At 33.1% G+C, this 16,040-nt stretch carries 9 protein-coding genes and 1 pseudogene; 4 read left to right on the forward strand and 6 right to left on the reverse strand.

Annotation, left to right across the window (positions count from 1 at the left end; genetic code table 11):
• Window positions 1-420 precede the first annotated feature (420 nt).
• The 4 genes from M1L26_RS03595 to mgtE form a co-directional block, all read right to left on the reverse strand.
• Entirely contained in the window at window positions 421-2,109 is a 1,689-nt protein-coding gene (locus M1L26_RS03595; protein ID WP_250119946.1) for an ankyrin repeat domain-containing protein, read from the reverse strand.
• 425 nt (window positions 2,110-2,534) lie between these two features.
• Window positions 2,535-3,149 (reverse strand): ankyrin repeat domain-containing protein, encoded by a 615-nt coding sequence (locus M1L26_RS03600; protein ID WP_250119947.1) that lies wholly within the window; start codon window positions 3,147-3,149, stop codon window positions 2,535-2,537.
• Between the two features lie 20 nt (window positions 3,150-3,169).
• Window positions 3,170-5,758, reverse strand: coding sequence for an ankyrin repeat domain-containing protein (locus tag M1L26_RS03605; RefSeq protein WP_250119948.1), 2,589 nt, complete (start codon window positions 5,756-5,758; stop codon window positions 3,170-3,172).
• Window positions 5,759-6,247: 489 nt separating this feature from the next.
• Window positions 6,248-7,618, reverse strand: a complete 1,371-nt coding sequence (gene mgtE, locus M1L26_RS03610; RefSeq protein ID WP_211908162.1) for a magnesium transporter — start codon at window positions 7,616-7,618, stop codon at window positions 6,248-6,250.
• Window positions 7,619-7,773: 155 nt separating this feature from the next.
• On the opposite strand from mgtE, the gene prfB reads away from it, so the two are divergent.
• A protein-coding gene (gene prfB, locus M1L26_RS03615; RefSeq protein WP_250119949.1) for a peptide chain release factor 2 occupies window positions 7,774-8,875 on the forward strand; the annotation gives its coding sequence in 2 pieces (ribosomal slippage) (window positions 7,774-7,839 and window positions 7,841-8,875; 1,101 coding nt in all).
• A gap of 174 nt (window positions 8,876-9,049) precedes the next feature.
• Here the strand turns inward: prfB and M1L26_RS03620 are convergent.
• Window positions 9,050-10,335 (reverse strand): annotated as a pseudogene (locus M1L26_RS03620) (Na+/H+ antiporter NhaC family protein).
• 173 nt (window positions 10,336-10,508) lie between these two features.
• On the opposite strand from M1L26_RS03620, the gene M1L26_RS03625 reads away from it, so the two are divergent.
• Together M1L26_RS03625 and M1L26_RS03630 are read left to right on the forward strand one after the other, a co-directional pair.
• Window positions 10,509-12,863, forward strand: a complete 2,355-nt coding sequence (locus M1L26_RS03625) for an ankyrin repeat domain-containing protein (RefSeq protein ID WP_250119950.1) — start codon at window positions 10,509-10,511, stop codon at window positions 12,861-12,863.
• A 108-nt stretch (window positions 12,864-12,971) separates the two neighbouring features.
• Window positions 12,972-13,895, forward strand: a complete 924-nt coding sequence (locus M1L26_RS03630; protein ID WP_211908683.1) for an RluA family pseudouridine synthase — start codon at window positions 12,972-12,974, stop codon at window positions 13,893-13,895.
• A 7-nt stretch (window positions 13,896-13,902) separates the two neighbouring features.
• Here the strand turns inward: M1L26_RS03630 and M1L26_RS03635 are convergent, their stop codons facing one another.
• Entirely contained in the window at window positions 13,903-15,165 is a 1,263-nt protein-coding gene (locus M1L26_RS03635) for an MFS transporter (protein ID WP_211908156.1), read from the reverse strand.
• 177 nt (window positions 15,166-15,342) lie between these two features.
• Between M1L26_RS03635 and M1L26_RS03640 the strand changes: the two genes are divergently transcribed.
• Window positions 15,343-15,975 (forward strand): glycoside hydrolase family 25 protein, encoded by a 633-nt coding sequence (locus M1L26_RS03640; RefSeq protein ID WP_211908154.1) that lies wholly within the window; start codon window positions 15,343-15,345, stop codon window positions 15,973-15,975.
• Window positions 15,976-16,040 lie beyond the last annotated feature (65 nt).

Raw genomic sequence — 16,040 nt, forward strand, 5'->3', positions numbered from 1 at the left:
CCATTTATTTCTATGGCTGTCTTTTCTATCTTATTTTGTCACCCTGCTGAACGGATTCTACTTTTTAGAACATATCTTGAAAGAAAATCAGGAAGATAATATGATAGGATCAGTAAAAAATATATCCAGGTGATGTAAGTGACAAAGAATGGAAATTTCTTGAGCCAAGAGTTGCACAAGGTGTGGCCAAGAAAGCACAAAATAGGAACAATTATTAATGTTATACAATACATAATGAAAGGTATTTGCCAGTAGAGCAAAAGATTTTCCTCCATGGAAGACAGTGTATGATTATTTTTTTAGGTTGCATAAGTAGTCACACATTGCTTGAATGCATACAAAATAAAGGCTGGTGTGCCCATTGATGTTATAAGATCAAATTACCAACCTTTTACTAGATGAAATCAAAAAGCTAAGGAATTAAGCCTTACCTTGATTGATTAAACCTCTATCCTGAATTAAATGACCTTGAACAGAAGTATTACTTAAATAACTTTGAGGCTCTAAGTTTATTTGCTGTTCTTCAACTTCTAATGTACTATCTCTATTGTGTAATATCTGTTGCATTGATTGATTTACTATTAAATCTAGTTCCTTATTAAATACAATCATAAATTTGTTAAACTTCTTTGGACTTAACTTACCTGTTTCTCTATCGTGGCATGCTTGCTCTACATATGAGTTTAAAAATCCTGAAATCTCATTAAACTTACCACCCGTGATTTTTGCAGTAACCTCTTTCTGCATTTCTACACAATCAATATTTAACCGATGTATTGATATCCCACTTTTTAATGCAGCTTGCTCTACTACTTTCTCAAATTCCTCTATAATATTTAATGCATAGCCCTGTGCTTCTAATTGTGATATAGACTGAACTACTGTGGAAATATACTTCTGACCTGTGATTTTCCTTATAAATACATCTAATAAAAGAAGTATACCGTTGTTATCAATACCTTGAACTGTAATAGCTTTAGAAGGTTCCATACTTATAGCTGCCTTAAAAGGAGAAGAAACAAACTGAAAAATACCTTTCATAGTATCTACCGTAGTGTAAGCAAAAATATTGATAAATGAAGATGGCTTACTTGTTCCGCTTGTAACTCCTATTTTATTAGGACCTATCTTATCATTTTGCAATGAATTTTCATCTTCTTTTACAATACTACGGCGATTATGGACACGTGTTGATAGGAAGCTGCTTTCTTCTTGTAAGTTAAGATGTTGGGTGATTTCTTCATTTCTTCTTATTCTTCCTTCTAGAAGGTTTCGTATTTCTAAGCTGTCTTCTTCATTAAGCGTATTTGCCACGGCTAAAGCTCCTCTAGCATCAACATAATCACTTTTATCAAGAATGAGCTTAACTATATTTAAATTGCCATAAGCAGCTGCAAAGTGCAAAGATGTCCAACCATCTTTATTTTTAGCGTTAACGTCAGCATGATTACTTATAAGAAATTTAGCTACTTCTAAATGACTGCTTTTAACAGCCCAATGCAAAGGAGTATTGCCATTATTGTTCTTAGCATTAACATCAGCCCCTCCCTCTATAAGCTCTTCTACTATACTTAACCTACCATAACTTGCAGCCCAGTGTAAAGGGATATTACCATATTTGTTTCTTTCATTAACATTAGCTCCTTCCTTTATGAGCTTTTCTAATACATCTAAATGACTATTTTTAGTAGCCAAGTGCAAAAGAGTATCGCCATTATTGTTCTTAGCATTAACATCAGCCCCTCCCTCTATAAGCTTTTCTATTACACTTAAGCTACCATAACCTGCAGCATAGTGCAGAGGGACATTGTCATATTTATTCTTCTCATTAACATTAGCCCCTTTCTCTATAAGCTTTTCTAATATATTGACATTCTGATTAAGAGCAGCCCAGTGCAGAGGAGTAGCGCCATGATTATTCTTAGCATTAACATCAGCCCCTCCCTCTATAAGCTTTTCTACTACCTGTAATTTATCTGCAAGAACAGCTAAATGTAGAGGAGTATTGCCTCTATTGTCCCTGGCATTAACATCATCCCCTTTATTGATAAGATCCGCAACTTGATTAGCATCTCCACTACGTACAGCAGCAAATAATTCATTAATCATTTAACCTTCCATAAAAACCACTAAATTTCAAAGTAAGAAAAAAATCTTTTTCTGAATAAAACAGCTACCTCATAATATAAAGAAAAATATTTTCACGATCATATTTATTATACATAAAAAATTAATAGCTCAATATACTTTTCATAGAATACTCCATCTCTAAAACTTGTCAATCCCTATTTAGAAGTTTTTTTGATAATCTTTAATGAAAGTTCTTAACGAATTAATACTGACTTAATAGTATATATTACTAATAACTTAGACAACACAATCACTTCCGCAACCAAAACCAGCTATTGTAAGAAGATTTTATTTTGAGATCGTATGGTCTACCACTTGTTCTACGCGAATTTATATCAATTTATTACTTTATTTCTCTGTTTTTTTGAAATTCCCCTCATAAAATTAAATAGCTTACTGTAAAATTATAGTCTTAAGTCCCTGTTTGCAGGTTGTACAGAGACGCTATTAAATGAAGATATAGGTGACCTATGAGTTAAGTTAACCGTGCTTTTATCTTCAAATTGCAATGCTTCACTTATATTTTTTAATTTTCTTTTTTTAGTTAGTGTATGTTCATCAAATGTCTCTAGGTTTCTTTTATGTGATTGTGTTTTTAAGTCTGGAGCTAAGTGCATATCTTCAAGATAATAAATAATTTCTTCTGAGTTAGAATATACAATAACATAGTCCAAAGGACTCATATTTTTTTCATCTTGTCTATCTATACTAGCTCCTTTCTCTATAAGGTATTCAACAATATCTAACTGACCATGCATCACAGCAAAGTGCAAAGGACTCTCACCTTCTTTGCTACGTAGATTTATATTAGCTCTTTTCTCTACAAGATATTTCACAATATCCAATCTACCATATATAACAGCAAAGTGCAAAGGACGCATGTTATTTTTATCCTTTATATTTATACTAGCTCCTTCCTCTACAAGGTATTTAATAATATCTAAGTGACCATATATAGCAGCAAAGTGCAAAGGACACATACTATCTTTGTTTAATGATTTTATTATAGCCCCTTGCACTACAAGGTATTTAGCAATATCTAGTGACCATATACGGCAGCAAAGTGCAAAGGATTCATACCTTTTGTGTTATTTAGATTTACATCACCCCCTTTCCTTACAAGATGCTGAACAGTACCTAAGTGACCATGTATGATAGCATAATCTAAAGAAGTAAAATTCCTTTCATCAATAGCATTAATAATTTTGCTTAATTTATTAGGTTCTATTTTCTCTAATATCAGCTTAATAACTTCTTCATTACCATCTTTGGCTAGTAAATGTAAGATAGTACTTCTATCATAAATAGAATCAATAAATTCATTAACTAATCTGTCATATTTACTTGCATGACTCCAAACAGATATAATGTTATTCGGATTTATAATGCAAAATGATGTCATCATTTCTCTTAAAGTTTCTTCTTCTATTCCTGTTCGTTCTTTCTCTACTCTTACTGTTTTTTGTATCCCTTTATGAACTCTTGCTATTGACTCCTCCAGCTCAATCACTGAAAACTTATTGAGTAGATTAAGAGCATCCAAAACTTGTTGCTTACCTTTTTCTGATTTCTTCTGGAGGAAAATTTCTTCTATATCAATTTGATTGGGATCCAAGTAAGCCATATATGATACAATATCATGCGATTGCTGCCCAACATTTTTTTCTCTTCTTATTTTATTAAGGTTAAGCGTCAAAGTTATAAATAATTCTTTGGTGAGACCTAGCGCCTCGAGACAATCAGGATTCGGTTTTTTCATTTCTTCATTATAGAGTTTTAGATATTCACTAACATTAATCTTTTCTTGTTTAATATATGCTGTTGCTTGTGTCAAAGCTAATGGAAGATAGCCCAATGTTTGTGCTAACTCTACTAGATAGTAATCCTGTAACCTATCTTTTACTTCTAAGGTTCTTTCAATAAATGTTATAGCTTCTCCTAGAGAAAATCCATCATTCAACTGTGTCTTTTCTATTTCTTTTTCCCAATTCTTGCTACGAGAAGTAATTAAAACGTAAGGCTTTTCTCCATGAAAAAACAAATTAGGAAAATAGGATGGTAAAAATTTTTCGATCTCCTTATACTTACTGGTGTTATCAAAGATGAAAAGACTTTTTACGTCTCGAAAATACTGGTACACATCCTGGACAATAGATTCTATTTCTCTATCTCGAACAACATTAAAATCCATATCATTATCATTTTCTGTAGGAATTTCTAATTCTTTAGCTAAATTACGAAATGAATTGAAAAGAGTGTCATATGTTTTAGCATTTATCCATATAACTTTTGTCCAAATATTACTCTCCTTACTATATGCGTAGCTTCTAGCTAATTCACTTTTTCCTGTTCCATATTCTCCATTAATCAAGACCATTCGTGACAGTTCTACTTCTTGATTTTTACTATCTAACTTCTTTTTTAATTCGTCTAACATCACTTCTCTTTTTATAAAGAATTTTGGTAAATAGCCCAAATTAAAGGAAAATGTATTTTTACCTTCTTTTTCATGAAGTATTCGTAAATTTCTGATTTCTTCACGCAGTTCTTGTATATCCTTTTTTTTTGCTGAATCGTTTTCATTGATCTCTTTTAATATACTACTAGCCAATCCTTTCTTTTTTTCCTCATCTAAAATACGCACATACTCTCTTTTTTTAGATGTTTCACTAAGTACATATTTTTGTTCTAACTCTTCCCAACTTTCTAATTCCCACTTAAAGGGAAGCCGATAGCCGTATTTTTCAGCAAAGTCATGCTCCTTCAATTGATAATACTTAATAATCTCACCCTCTGCTTTCTCTATTCCCACCTTTTCATATAACTCTGAAGTCATCAACATTTCACCACTTTGTTTATCTTTTACTTGATGTCCAGTACGTGTAGTAAACGGGTACTTTCTTTTTGATTTACCTAAAATAACACCTTTAGTTATGTGAAGATTGGGAAATTCTCCTTTCTCGTTGCAAGATGTAGTGTAATTTATTACTCTGGATACAGTATCCATTGCTAACTTCTCAATCCCCCTATTACAAGACAACTGATTAGTATCCACAATTTTAGTGAATTGTTTCTCAAAACTTTGAAAAATTTCCAAGCCAGCTTCTATTAAAATCTTTCTTAAGTTACCTTCTGAAGGCGCAACTATTGTAGAAAATATTTTTGCTTTTTTCCTATGTTGGTTTGTAGAAATAAAACTCACACACTCCATAACTTGAGAAGTACCTACTTTCTCCACACTTGGTGGAATATAATTACCCACAGTTGATACAACCTTAGCTACTACTTTACCTGTTTTACGTACTTTTGAACCTGGTTTTGCTTCTTTAGAACATTCAGATAGTTTTTCCTCGAATTCTTTAACAAAAGTCTTAACAAAAAAAGTTGCTTTTTTCACTATTTCATCACTTGTAATGCTTATACAGCTAAACATTTCTTCATCATCAGTCGATGTACTACTGCTGCCTATAGATGAAGATCTTGTTACTCTAGGGCTCTCTTGACTTCGTCCACACTGAAGTTCTTCACTAGATAATATATTTTCATAATCAACTATTGCTGATCCAGCATCTACATAATCCATTTGATTATCTGCTACTTGTTCTCCTATATTTTCTTTACCTAACATAAAGCCGCCTATATTTTAATATTCATATTTTGATGATTTTGTCGTAAACCTCTTTTCTGAAGATTGATTTCAACATTTGATTCTTATGCAGCTGTACCAAACCAAACTGCTGTAGAAACCTTACGGTAATCCTAAGTAACTTTAATTGCTGAGTAACAGTGTGCTTTTCTTTTGACTTCTGACTAAAATAGATATATTCTTAAAAAATTCAGAATTGCTTTCTGAGTGATATACATAATACAATGCATCTAACTCACACCCCATTTGTTCATTACGTTAGACTGGATTGTAGCTAAAGAGACCTAGCAAAGCAAGAATTTTTTTGCATACTTTAGCATTTTATTTTAGTTTTTATTTTAAAACTAAAGCAGCTCAGTTTCATGTACTTTTATTTCTTTATCGACTGTTATTTTTTTTCTTCAATGCATCTATGAGTAATGATAACGTGGACGGTAAAGCTTGTAAAGCAATTTTTTTATATAGCAAGATTCAGCTATTTAATAAAAAGATCGTGGCTAGACCAAAAAATATAAGAGCTGAGAGAATATCAGTTGTTGCTGATGTTAAGATTGAAGACGAAACAGCAGGATCGGATCTTAAACGATGAAGCATTATAGGAATGAAAGTTCCGATGAACGTTGCAATAATTGACATCATAATCATGGAGACCACAAAAATCATCTCCACTTTGACATTGTGAAACCTTATTGCTAACACTACTAATGAAATAGTAGATAAGATCACCCCGTTTATAAGACCTATTAAAAATTCTTTCATCAGTATTCTTTTTGCATTTTGCTCAGTTAGATATTTTGTTGCGATTGCCCGGATAGTTAGTGTTACTGTTTGGGATCCTGCATTTCCGCTCATCGATGCAATGATTGGCATAATTATTGGCAGTACTATAAAATTTTGTATTACGTTATCGAAAAAGCCAACTACTATAGAACATATTGTTGCAGCTAAGAGGTTAAACAGTAACCAAGGTAGTCTTTTAATTATAGTTTTATGTATAGGGGCATTTATATCAGATTTAGAAGATACACCGCTTATTTTAAGCACATCCTCTTCTGCTTCTTGTTGAACAATTTTGATTACATCTTCAATAAGGATTACACCTATAATTTTACCATTCTTATTTACTACTGGAGCTGATAATAGAGCGTAATCTTTAAATATTCTTGCTACTTCTTCTTGGTCCATTCCAGTTTTAATTATTTTTATATCTTGACTCATTATCTCTTTTATTATTGTTTCTCCTGAGTGAGATATTACCTTATTTAAGTTGAAAATGCCTATGGGTTCTAATTTTGAGTTAATGATGAAAATTTGATAAAATGTTTCTGGTATTTTTTTATAGTTGCGCAAGAATTCCATTAGCTGATTTATCGTCCAATAATATGGAGCTATAACCATATTTTTATGTATCAACCTTCCTGCACTTTCTTCTGGGTATGATAACAATTCCTCTACTAATTTTTGAGTTGCATTGGGTAAGTAGTTAAGTATATTTTCTATAGACTTTCTATCTAAATCTTTCACTATAGCTACTATGTCTTCTATATCAAGAAGCATTAGTAACTTTGCTGTATTTTCTATTCCCAATATTTCTATGATCTCTACTTGTAAATCTGGTACTACATGTACTAAGGCATCACTTAACAAATGTTGATCGAGGATATTAACTAATTTCTCCCTGTGATCACTGATCGAAGTAGATAAAAAATAAGCTAACTGAACGCTATCTATCGTTTTTACAATATTACGAACATTCTCTAATTCTTGATTATCGAGAGACTCTATTAAATCATCAATAGCCTTTTTGTCTAAACCATAATGAGAACTTGTTTTAATATTCATTACTTTACCTTATTTTTTTAATAAATATACACACTTGATTTTATTGAACATTCAAGTATAATAAAATTATTTTGAATTAACTATTATATGGTTAAATTTCTATTTTGTTTGCTGTTATTGTTAGTGATAATAAATATATTAAAGTCTAAAGTATAATGAAAACCCATCCAGAAATCCTTGAATACTTTCAAGGCTTAAATAAAAGTATTTCTCTTATCAGGAGGTGTCTTTGACATAGAAAAATTGAAGTTGCGTCTTGAAGAGCTGGATTCTCAAGCGTTGAATGATAATCTGTGGCAAGACAATCAAAAAGCACAAGAAATTTTAAAAGAACGCTCTAAAATTAAGCATGACATAGAATCGTTTTCAAAGCTAGAAAGCGATTACAACGATGCTATCAGCTTGATGAAATCTGCTATTGATGAGAATGATGAAGAATTTTTTTCTGAAGTTAAAGGTGAGTTAGTAAAGCTAGAGAAATTAATCAAACTTAAAGAGACAGAATCCTTATTTACTGGTGAAGCAGATAACAATAACTGCTTTTTAGAAATCCACTCAGGAGCTGGTGGAACAGAGAGCAATGATTGGACTGAGATGCTCATGCGCATGTATACAAGATGGGCAGAAATTTATCACAATTTTAAAGTTGAAGTTGTAGAAAAATTAGATGGTGATGCAGTTGGTATAAAATCTACAACAATAAAGATCATCGGAGAAAAAGCTTACGGGTGGGCAAAAAGCGAAAGTGGAGTTCATAGATTGGTTAGAATATCACCATTTGATGCAAATGGTAAACGTCATACCAGTTTTGCAAGTGTAGGAGTAACTCCAGTGATTGAAGATTCAATAGATATTGTTGTGGATGAAAAGGATTTAAAGATCGACACTTACCGTGCTTCTGGAGCAGGTGGTCAGCATGTAAATAAGACTGAAAGCGCGGTACGTATTACGCATATTCCAACAGGCGTTGTAGCTCAATGCCAAAATGGTCGTTCTCAACATAAAAATAAAGATGAAGCACTTAAACTACTTAAAGGACGTTTATATCAAATTGAATTGGAAAAAAAAGAACAGAAAATGGCCGAAGAATATGGCAAGAAATGCGATATAGGTTGGGGCAGTCAGATCAGATCGTATGTTATGCATCCATATCAAATGGTAAAGGATTTAAGGACTGGACATGAAGTTGGCAATATAAATTCCGTTTTTGATGGCAATATAGATTGTTTCATAGTTAGTGTATTGGAGTTAAAATGAGATTTATTAAAAAGCTAAGTTTTATGCTCTGCTAATAAGGGGAAAAGAAAACCAAAATCTATTGAGAAAAATGGAACAATTTTGTGAATATATCTATTATCCAAGTAGCTGATGAAAATGGCAACTCGTTTCTTATGGGCACAAAAATGTAATATGAAGAGAAATCTTCGTACATTAAGTTGTAGCCGCGCAACGTCTGCCATTGATGATTATTTCACCTACTGTAACTGCTGCTAAAATAAAGCAGTAATAAACTTGTGTTAACAAAGAAATAGGTGAGACAGAAGCAATGCTACCTGCTAGCAGCAGCTGGGAACCATAAGGCAAAATGCCTTTTGTAACGCAAGCAAAAATGTCTAACAAGTATGCACTACGGTATGACGGAATATTATGCTTTTGCGCGAGCCTTTTTGCAATATCGCCACTTAATAAAATAGCAATGGTATTATTAGCAACTAAAACAGTAAACATAGATGCTATGCCCGCTATTACAAATTCAGCTTTAGTTTTTGTGATATTGCTTTCATCGATAAGTTTGTGTAATGCCTTTTGACCCTGCTTGTACATTATATGACTCAATCCGCCAATAAATAGAGCAAATATCACTATCTCGTTTACTTTTTTGAAACCGTCATATATGTCATGAGAGAGTTGAATGATAGTATAGTCAAAAAAAGTCATCCCTAATACACTAGCAACAATTATATTTATAGTTATTGTTACTAAAGTAGTAACTTCAAATAACCCCATGATTATTAAAGAAATATAAGGAATAATCTTTATTACTGATAAATAATCTAAATTTGATGTAGGAATAATTTTTGTACTATCTGCCATAATTGCCAGATAGACAAGCGTTATAATGCTGGCAACAAATGCTACTTTAGAATTCACTTTAAGTTTATCCTTTATCGTGGCCCCCTGTGAAGAAACAGATGCAATAGTAGTGTCAGATATCATTGAAAGATTATCACCAAATACGGCACCTCCAACTACAGTTGCAGTTCCTATTTCAAGACCAAAAGCCCCACTTTTTGCTAAGTTAACAGCTATTGGTACCATTAATACAACAACTCCCATAGACGTACCAATTGCAGTTGATATAAAAGCGGAAGCCAAAAATACTCCAGGCAGTAGTAATCTTGCTGGAAGGAAATTGAGAATTAAATCAGCAACAGTATCTGCACTACCAATTGATTGAGTCACCACAGAAAATGCTCCAGAAAATAGAAAAGTTAAACACATAGTAAGGGTGTTTTTATCGCCCATACCCTCGATGACAGTATCGATGTTACGTTGAATTTTACCTGCACTGCATGCAACAGCAAAAAATAGCGCCGGTAGTAGGCAAATTACCGGTGAAACTTGGCGAAGCGGATTATCAATTCCAATAAAGGAAAAATAGACACCACTCCAAGGTATAAGATCAAAAAAATAACCAAAGGAAAAAAAGCTGTCATTTTACTGCCTTAAAACCTATGATTATAATCAATTAAGTGGTTTCAGGCAAGCTTGGTTTTCTGTAAGTTAATAACAGTCCTTTTAGACTCTCAAGTTACGCTATGGAAAATGCGTTGACTATTCTACCATAATATATAGCATCAAAAAATACTCTATAGTATGAGGTAAAGCTATGGTAATGACATATGAACAGTGGAACATAATATTAGGTGTAATTGATCAAGAGGTAAATTTAAGTAAAGACAATGTAATTGAAAGAATAAGAGAGCTATTAAAGGAAGTAAAGATACTAGGGCAAGCAGAAACATCAAGAATGTTAGAAGAGATATCGCATGGATTAGAAGTATCAAGCAAGATTCCAAGAGTACAAGAGACACAAGAGCCATTAAAAAAGAGACTAAAGGTGGTAAATGTACCGCAGACAAAAGAAGAAGCAAAAAAGATACTAAAGAAGTCAAGGGTGTCAAATGCGCAACAGATGGTAAAAAGAATGCTAAAAAGGTTAGGTGTACAAGAGACATCAGAAGAATCAAAAGCAGTGGCGCTAGAGGATGTGCTAAATGCACGAAAGATCTCAGAAAAGGTACCAGTGATGCTAGATACACAAAAGATACTAAAAACATTAAATAGACTAAAGAAAGAAAGTAAAAATGTGTATAAAGAGTGGAAGAAAGCCAAATTTGATGTAAATTATTGGTTTGAAATAGATTGTTTGCATGAACGCTTTTCATACACGTTATTATATTTAGCTATTGATTTTAAGCTGAGCAATTTAATAAATGCTATGCTTAAAGTAAAAGGAATCGATATTAATGCACCAGGTCCGTTTTCCGAATGGACTGCTTTACATTGGGCTGTTGAAGATAGGAACACAGAAGTAGCACGCAAGCTAATAGAAAAAGGGGCAAATGTTAATCAGTTGGATTCATCTCAACGGACTACTTTATATCAGCCAGCTGTAAATGGCGATATAGAAATAACAAAAATCTTAGTAATGAATAAGGTAAATCCTAATGTGGAAGATCTGATGAACTTGACTGCTTTATATGAAGCTGCCAGGAATGGCCATAAAGAAGTAGTAAGGTTCTTAATGAATAATGGAGCAGATGTTAAGAAGAATGGGGCGCTTAAACTTACTCCTTTACATATTGCTGTTGCAAATGTTGATAGAGCAATGGTGGATTGTATAATAAAAAACGACAAGAATATTGACAAAAATATTGAGATAGTAGATGTATTTGGATGGACTCCTGTATATTGGGCTGCTACAAAGAACGATATTTCAATATTAGAAGCCCTATTAAAGTGCATATCAGAACATGGAGCAGATGTTAATCTAGAGGATAATTTAATTGGACGATCTCCCTTACATATTGCTGCTACGAATGGTAATGTGGAAGCAGTAGAGCTCTTAATAAAATATGGAGCAAATGTTAACCATAAGGATGCATGGGGATGGACTCCTTTTAATTGTGCTGCTACAAAAGGCAATAGAAAAGTAATGTATTATCTAATAGCCCATGGAGCAAGTATTGAGACGAATGATCCACAGAAAATATTACTTTCTATTTGTCCATATAATTATCTAGAAGCAGTAACTACTATGATACAACTTGGAATATGGAAGGATGTGATGAAATTGATGGGAGCTGAGTTTTTACGTTGTGCTGCCGGACATGGTGATACACTAATGGTACATGCTCTATTAGAAGCTGGAGTAAATGCTAATGCAGGTGATGATTTAGGATCAACTGCTTTACATAAAGCTGCCAAGTATAACCATCCGGAAGTAGTAAAGATCTTAATTTTATATAGAGCAAATGTTAATGCGCAGAATGACTTAGGGGAATCTCCTTTAACTTATGCTGTCGAACGTAGAAACTGGATAGTAGTAATAACCTTACTATGCTATGGCGCAAATCCTTCATTGCCTGATAATTGTTATGAAACTGTAAGAGATTTAGCTAAACGTCAAGGTATAAGTAATCTTCTAGTGGAAGCAGAACAAAGAGCACTAGCTATACTTACACAGCTTGACTTAGAATCAAGTATACTCAGAAACACAGCATTAATGACAGTGCAACACATAGCATCACATATGTTGAGAGAAATAGAATTACATCTATCTATCAACTTTGAACGTATGATAAGAGATCAAGCTAATCAAATTGAACAATTACAGTATAACGCTAAACTTAATGAAAAAGGAGTAGCACTTATAACTGACCGCATTAAATGTGTGCAGTTAGGGACTAACACTAAAGCGTGTCCAGCTGAAATGGATGGAGTAAAAGAACAAATATTACATAGTCCTTTCAGGTGGTCATATCGCACTAAAAATGTTAATGTAGGAAGAGTAACATCTTTAGCTAACGGCATTGAGTGTATGAAGTTAGGGCCTAACACTGAAGCGTGTCCAGGCCCTAGTATTAAAGAGCCTAATACTCACCTCTCTATGATCGAGAAACTATCATTGTTACCACTTTACTCAGCTGTAGGAAAATATGAAGCTGTTATAAATAGTTAAATAATCCTCTAAATTCCAGCACGTAGCACTCGATGCAAGTAGCTGAAACTGAGGAGTACATTAGCTATGTTAGATTTTAGTTTACACAATAAAATTTTTATAAGTAAGATGTCAGAAGGTATCAAAACTATATTAGTAGAAGACAATAACGTTAGGCTCGATAGGTACATCAGAAGAATTTTTCCCAATTTGAAACAATCTGCAATTGAGAAGTCTTTAAGGAAAGGATTAATCAAGGTTGATAATTGCACGGCAAAATCCAGCGATAGGGTAAGCTCTGGGCAAGCTATAATGATAAGATACTTAGACTATATTGAGAACACTAATTCTGACTGCAAATATAATGAAAAGTTAGTGAATCTACTAAGAGAGAACATATTATATGAAGACGAATATATACTAGCTATAAACAAACCCGCAGGGGTCATTGTTCAAGGCGGCATAAAGGTAAAAATTAGCATTAGTGATTTACTTGACCAAATAAGAGAGAGAGAAATATTTAAAATTGTTCATAGGCTGGATAGGGATACAAGCGGAGTAATAATATTCGCACGCAATGCTAGCGTTGCAAGATACCTTATGGAAGAATTTAAAGGACGGAGGATAAAAAAAACTTACCTAGCATTAACTTCTGGTATACCGAGCAAAGATAATGGAACAATAGACTATCCGTTGGTGAAAAAATATATTTCAGGACAAGAAAGAGTGGTCATTGATGAAGACTCACTACAGAATGCCACTACACACTTTTCAATTGTGTCAGGGCTAAAACACAATGTCGCTTATCTAAAATTACAACCAATTACTGGTAGAACCCATCAGTTACGTGTACATTTAGCTCATATAAATTGCCCTATTCTTGGTGACGGTAAATATGGCGGTAAAAAAGCTTTTATTGATGGAGTAGCAAATCAGATTCACCTGCATTCATATTCTTTGTCTTTAAAATTGCCAAATAATAAAGAAGTCACTATTACTGCTCCTGTCCCTAAACATATCGAAAAATCTATTGAAGCGCTATCTTTTGACTGAAGCGATTTCACCAATCAATTTTTTTGTCTTTGGCTTTAATTTGAAGTACAGATATTAGGCTAATCAATGCACAAACAGTAAGGTAAATCCCTGCTGCAAGTTTTGTTTCAGTTTTTTCTATAAGCCACATGCATATCGATGGAGAAAGGCCACCAAAAATACCTGCTGATATGTTATGAGCTAAGCTGAAGCCAGTGCATCTAACTTTCGTTGGAAATAACTCGCAGGCAAGAGAATTATATATTCCAAAAGATGCACCTATCGGTATGCTCATCAACAGAAAAGTGAATGTTATAATATAGTGATTATCATATGATAATAGCGAAAGTACCGGCAAGCTAACACAAGCTAAAGTTACTAATGTAGGAATTATCACATTTTTTCTTCCAATTTTATCAGAAAGTATTGCAAACAGCACTGCAGACGTTCCAAATGTGATTTCAACCATGATCCTTACTAGATTTTTAATATCAATGCCTGAGAAGGTAAGTTCTTTGACAGATATGTTATAAAACATAATTACCGAATAAACGATTGCATTTTGGGCAATACCAAGTCCAATTGCTAATATAAATGCTTTTTTGTAGGTTTTGATTAGTTCAAAAAATGGAGAACTAGATAAGCTTTTATTTTGGTCATGAGTTTTGTACGCTAAACTCTCTTCCATTATGTATCTTATTAAAAAGCCTATTACACCCATAATAGAGCAAAAATAGAAGGGCAGCCTCCAGCCCCAAATTTCATAACTTTCACCTGTAAACTTTTTGCAAATAGCTATCATTACAAAGCATAGAATAGAACCAAGAGCACCACTAAAAGCTTTCATGCTACCTAAAAAGCCTAGATTTTTTTTATCGCTTGAATGCTCTATTAAAAAAGCTGAATTGATACTTGTTTCTCCACCTGCTGCCATTCCTTGTGTTATTCTACAAAGCAGAAGCAATATAGGAGAAAATATTCCTATTTCTTTAAAGCTTGGTATAATCGCAATTGTAGTAGATGATATCGAAGCTAATATTACGGAAGTCAGCAAAATTTTCCTTCTGCCGTATTTATCTCCAATGTAACCAAAAATAAATGCACCAAGTGGTCTAAATCCAAATCCAATTGCAAAACTGCCAAGAAATTTGATTGTGCTTAAATAATCACTTTCTGAAGGAAAAAAAACGTTGCTTATTATATGCGTTAAAACTCCAAACAGAGTTATTTCATACCATATAATCATATTGCAGATTATGCTTGATAGTATTGCTTTTTGAATATTGTTCATGATTTTTAACTCACTATAATTTAACTTACTAATAACAAGTATTTTTGTCTATAGATTGTAGTTTAGAACTTTGTAACTGTTTTAGTATAAAATTGTTTACAATATGCTCAAAAGATATTCATTAAATTTTCACTATTATATTTTATATTCAACATTTATTGTAATTATGAGGTTAGTATGAGTGAAAAAGGTATAGACGTATCTCATTGGAATGGAGAGATTGATTGGTCGAAAGTTGCAAAGGATGGGGTAAGGTTTGCATTTGCCAAAGCAACTGAGGGAGAAACTTCTCAAGACACTAAATTTGGACAAAATTTTCAAAGTATGAAAGATAATAATGTGCAAGCTGGGGCATATCACGTATTTAGGATGACCTCAACACCTGAAGGTCAGTTGAATAACATAGTTAACGAACTTAAAAAAGCTAATTTTGAGCCAGGTACAAATAAGTTAGCTGTTAGTGCTACAACTGGTATTTGCGAAGGAAGAACAACAAAATGTGATGATCCTACAAAACACACTAACACACAGAGAGCCGAAAAACTTCATTCTTTATTGACTCAATTGAATGAAAAAGGATACAGTCCAATTGTATATGCTTCACCAAAAACGTGGAATGATTACTATACACAAGAAGAACATAATTTTTCTCACTACCCATTATGGGTTGCTGATTGGAGAGGAAGATCGGAGCCTGAATTACCTAAAGATTGGAAGGATGCGGGTAAAAACTATACTTATTGGAATTACACCTCTCAAGGAGAAGTAGACGGAACAGAGGGCCAAGTCCCGCTAGACCAAACGTTTTGATATCCTAAAACTATAAAGTAGTGCTAGGGCCTAGCACTACTTTAACAGAATTCAATATTCTTGTT

It is taken from the genome of Wolbachia endosymbiont of Ostrinia scapulalis, from assembly GCF_023559145.1.
GTDB lineage: Bacteria > Pseudomonadota > Alphaproteobacteria > Rickettsiales > Anaplasmataceae > Wolbachia.

Bases quoted from the DNA above. Each gene is read 5' to 3' on its own strand.
- M1L26_RS03595 (WP_250119946.1), bottom strand. From the start codon at position 2,109: ATGATTAATGAATTATTTGCTGCTGTACGTAGTGGAGATGCTAATCAA.
- M1L26_RS03605 (WP_250119948.1), bottom strand. From the start codon at position 5,758: ATGTTAGGTAAAGAAAATATAGGAGAACAAGTAGCAGATAATCAAATG.
- mgtE (WP_211908162.1), bottom strand. From the start codon at position 7,618: ATGAATATTAAAACAAGTTCTCATTATGGTTTAGACAAAAAGGCTATT.
- M1L26_RS03625 (WP_250119950.1), top strand. From the start codon at position 10,509: ATGGTAATGACATATGAACAGTGGAACATAATATTAGGTGTAATTGAT.
- M1L26_RS03630 (WP_211908683.1), top strand. From the start codon at position 12,972: ATGTCAGAAGGTATCAAAACTATATTAGTAGAAGACAATAACGTTAGG.
- M1L26_RS03635 (WP_211908156.1), bottom strand. From the start codon at position 15,165: ATGAACAATATTCAAAAAGCAATACTATCAAGCATAATCTGCAATATG.
- M1L26_RS03640 (WP_211908154.1), top strand. From the start codon at position 15,343: ATGAGTGAAAAAGGTATAGACGTATCTCATTGGAATGGAGAGATTGAT.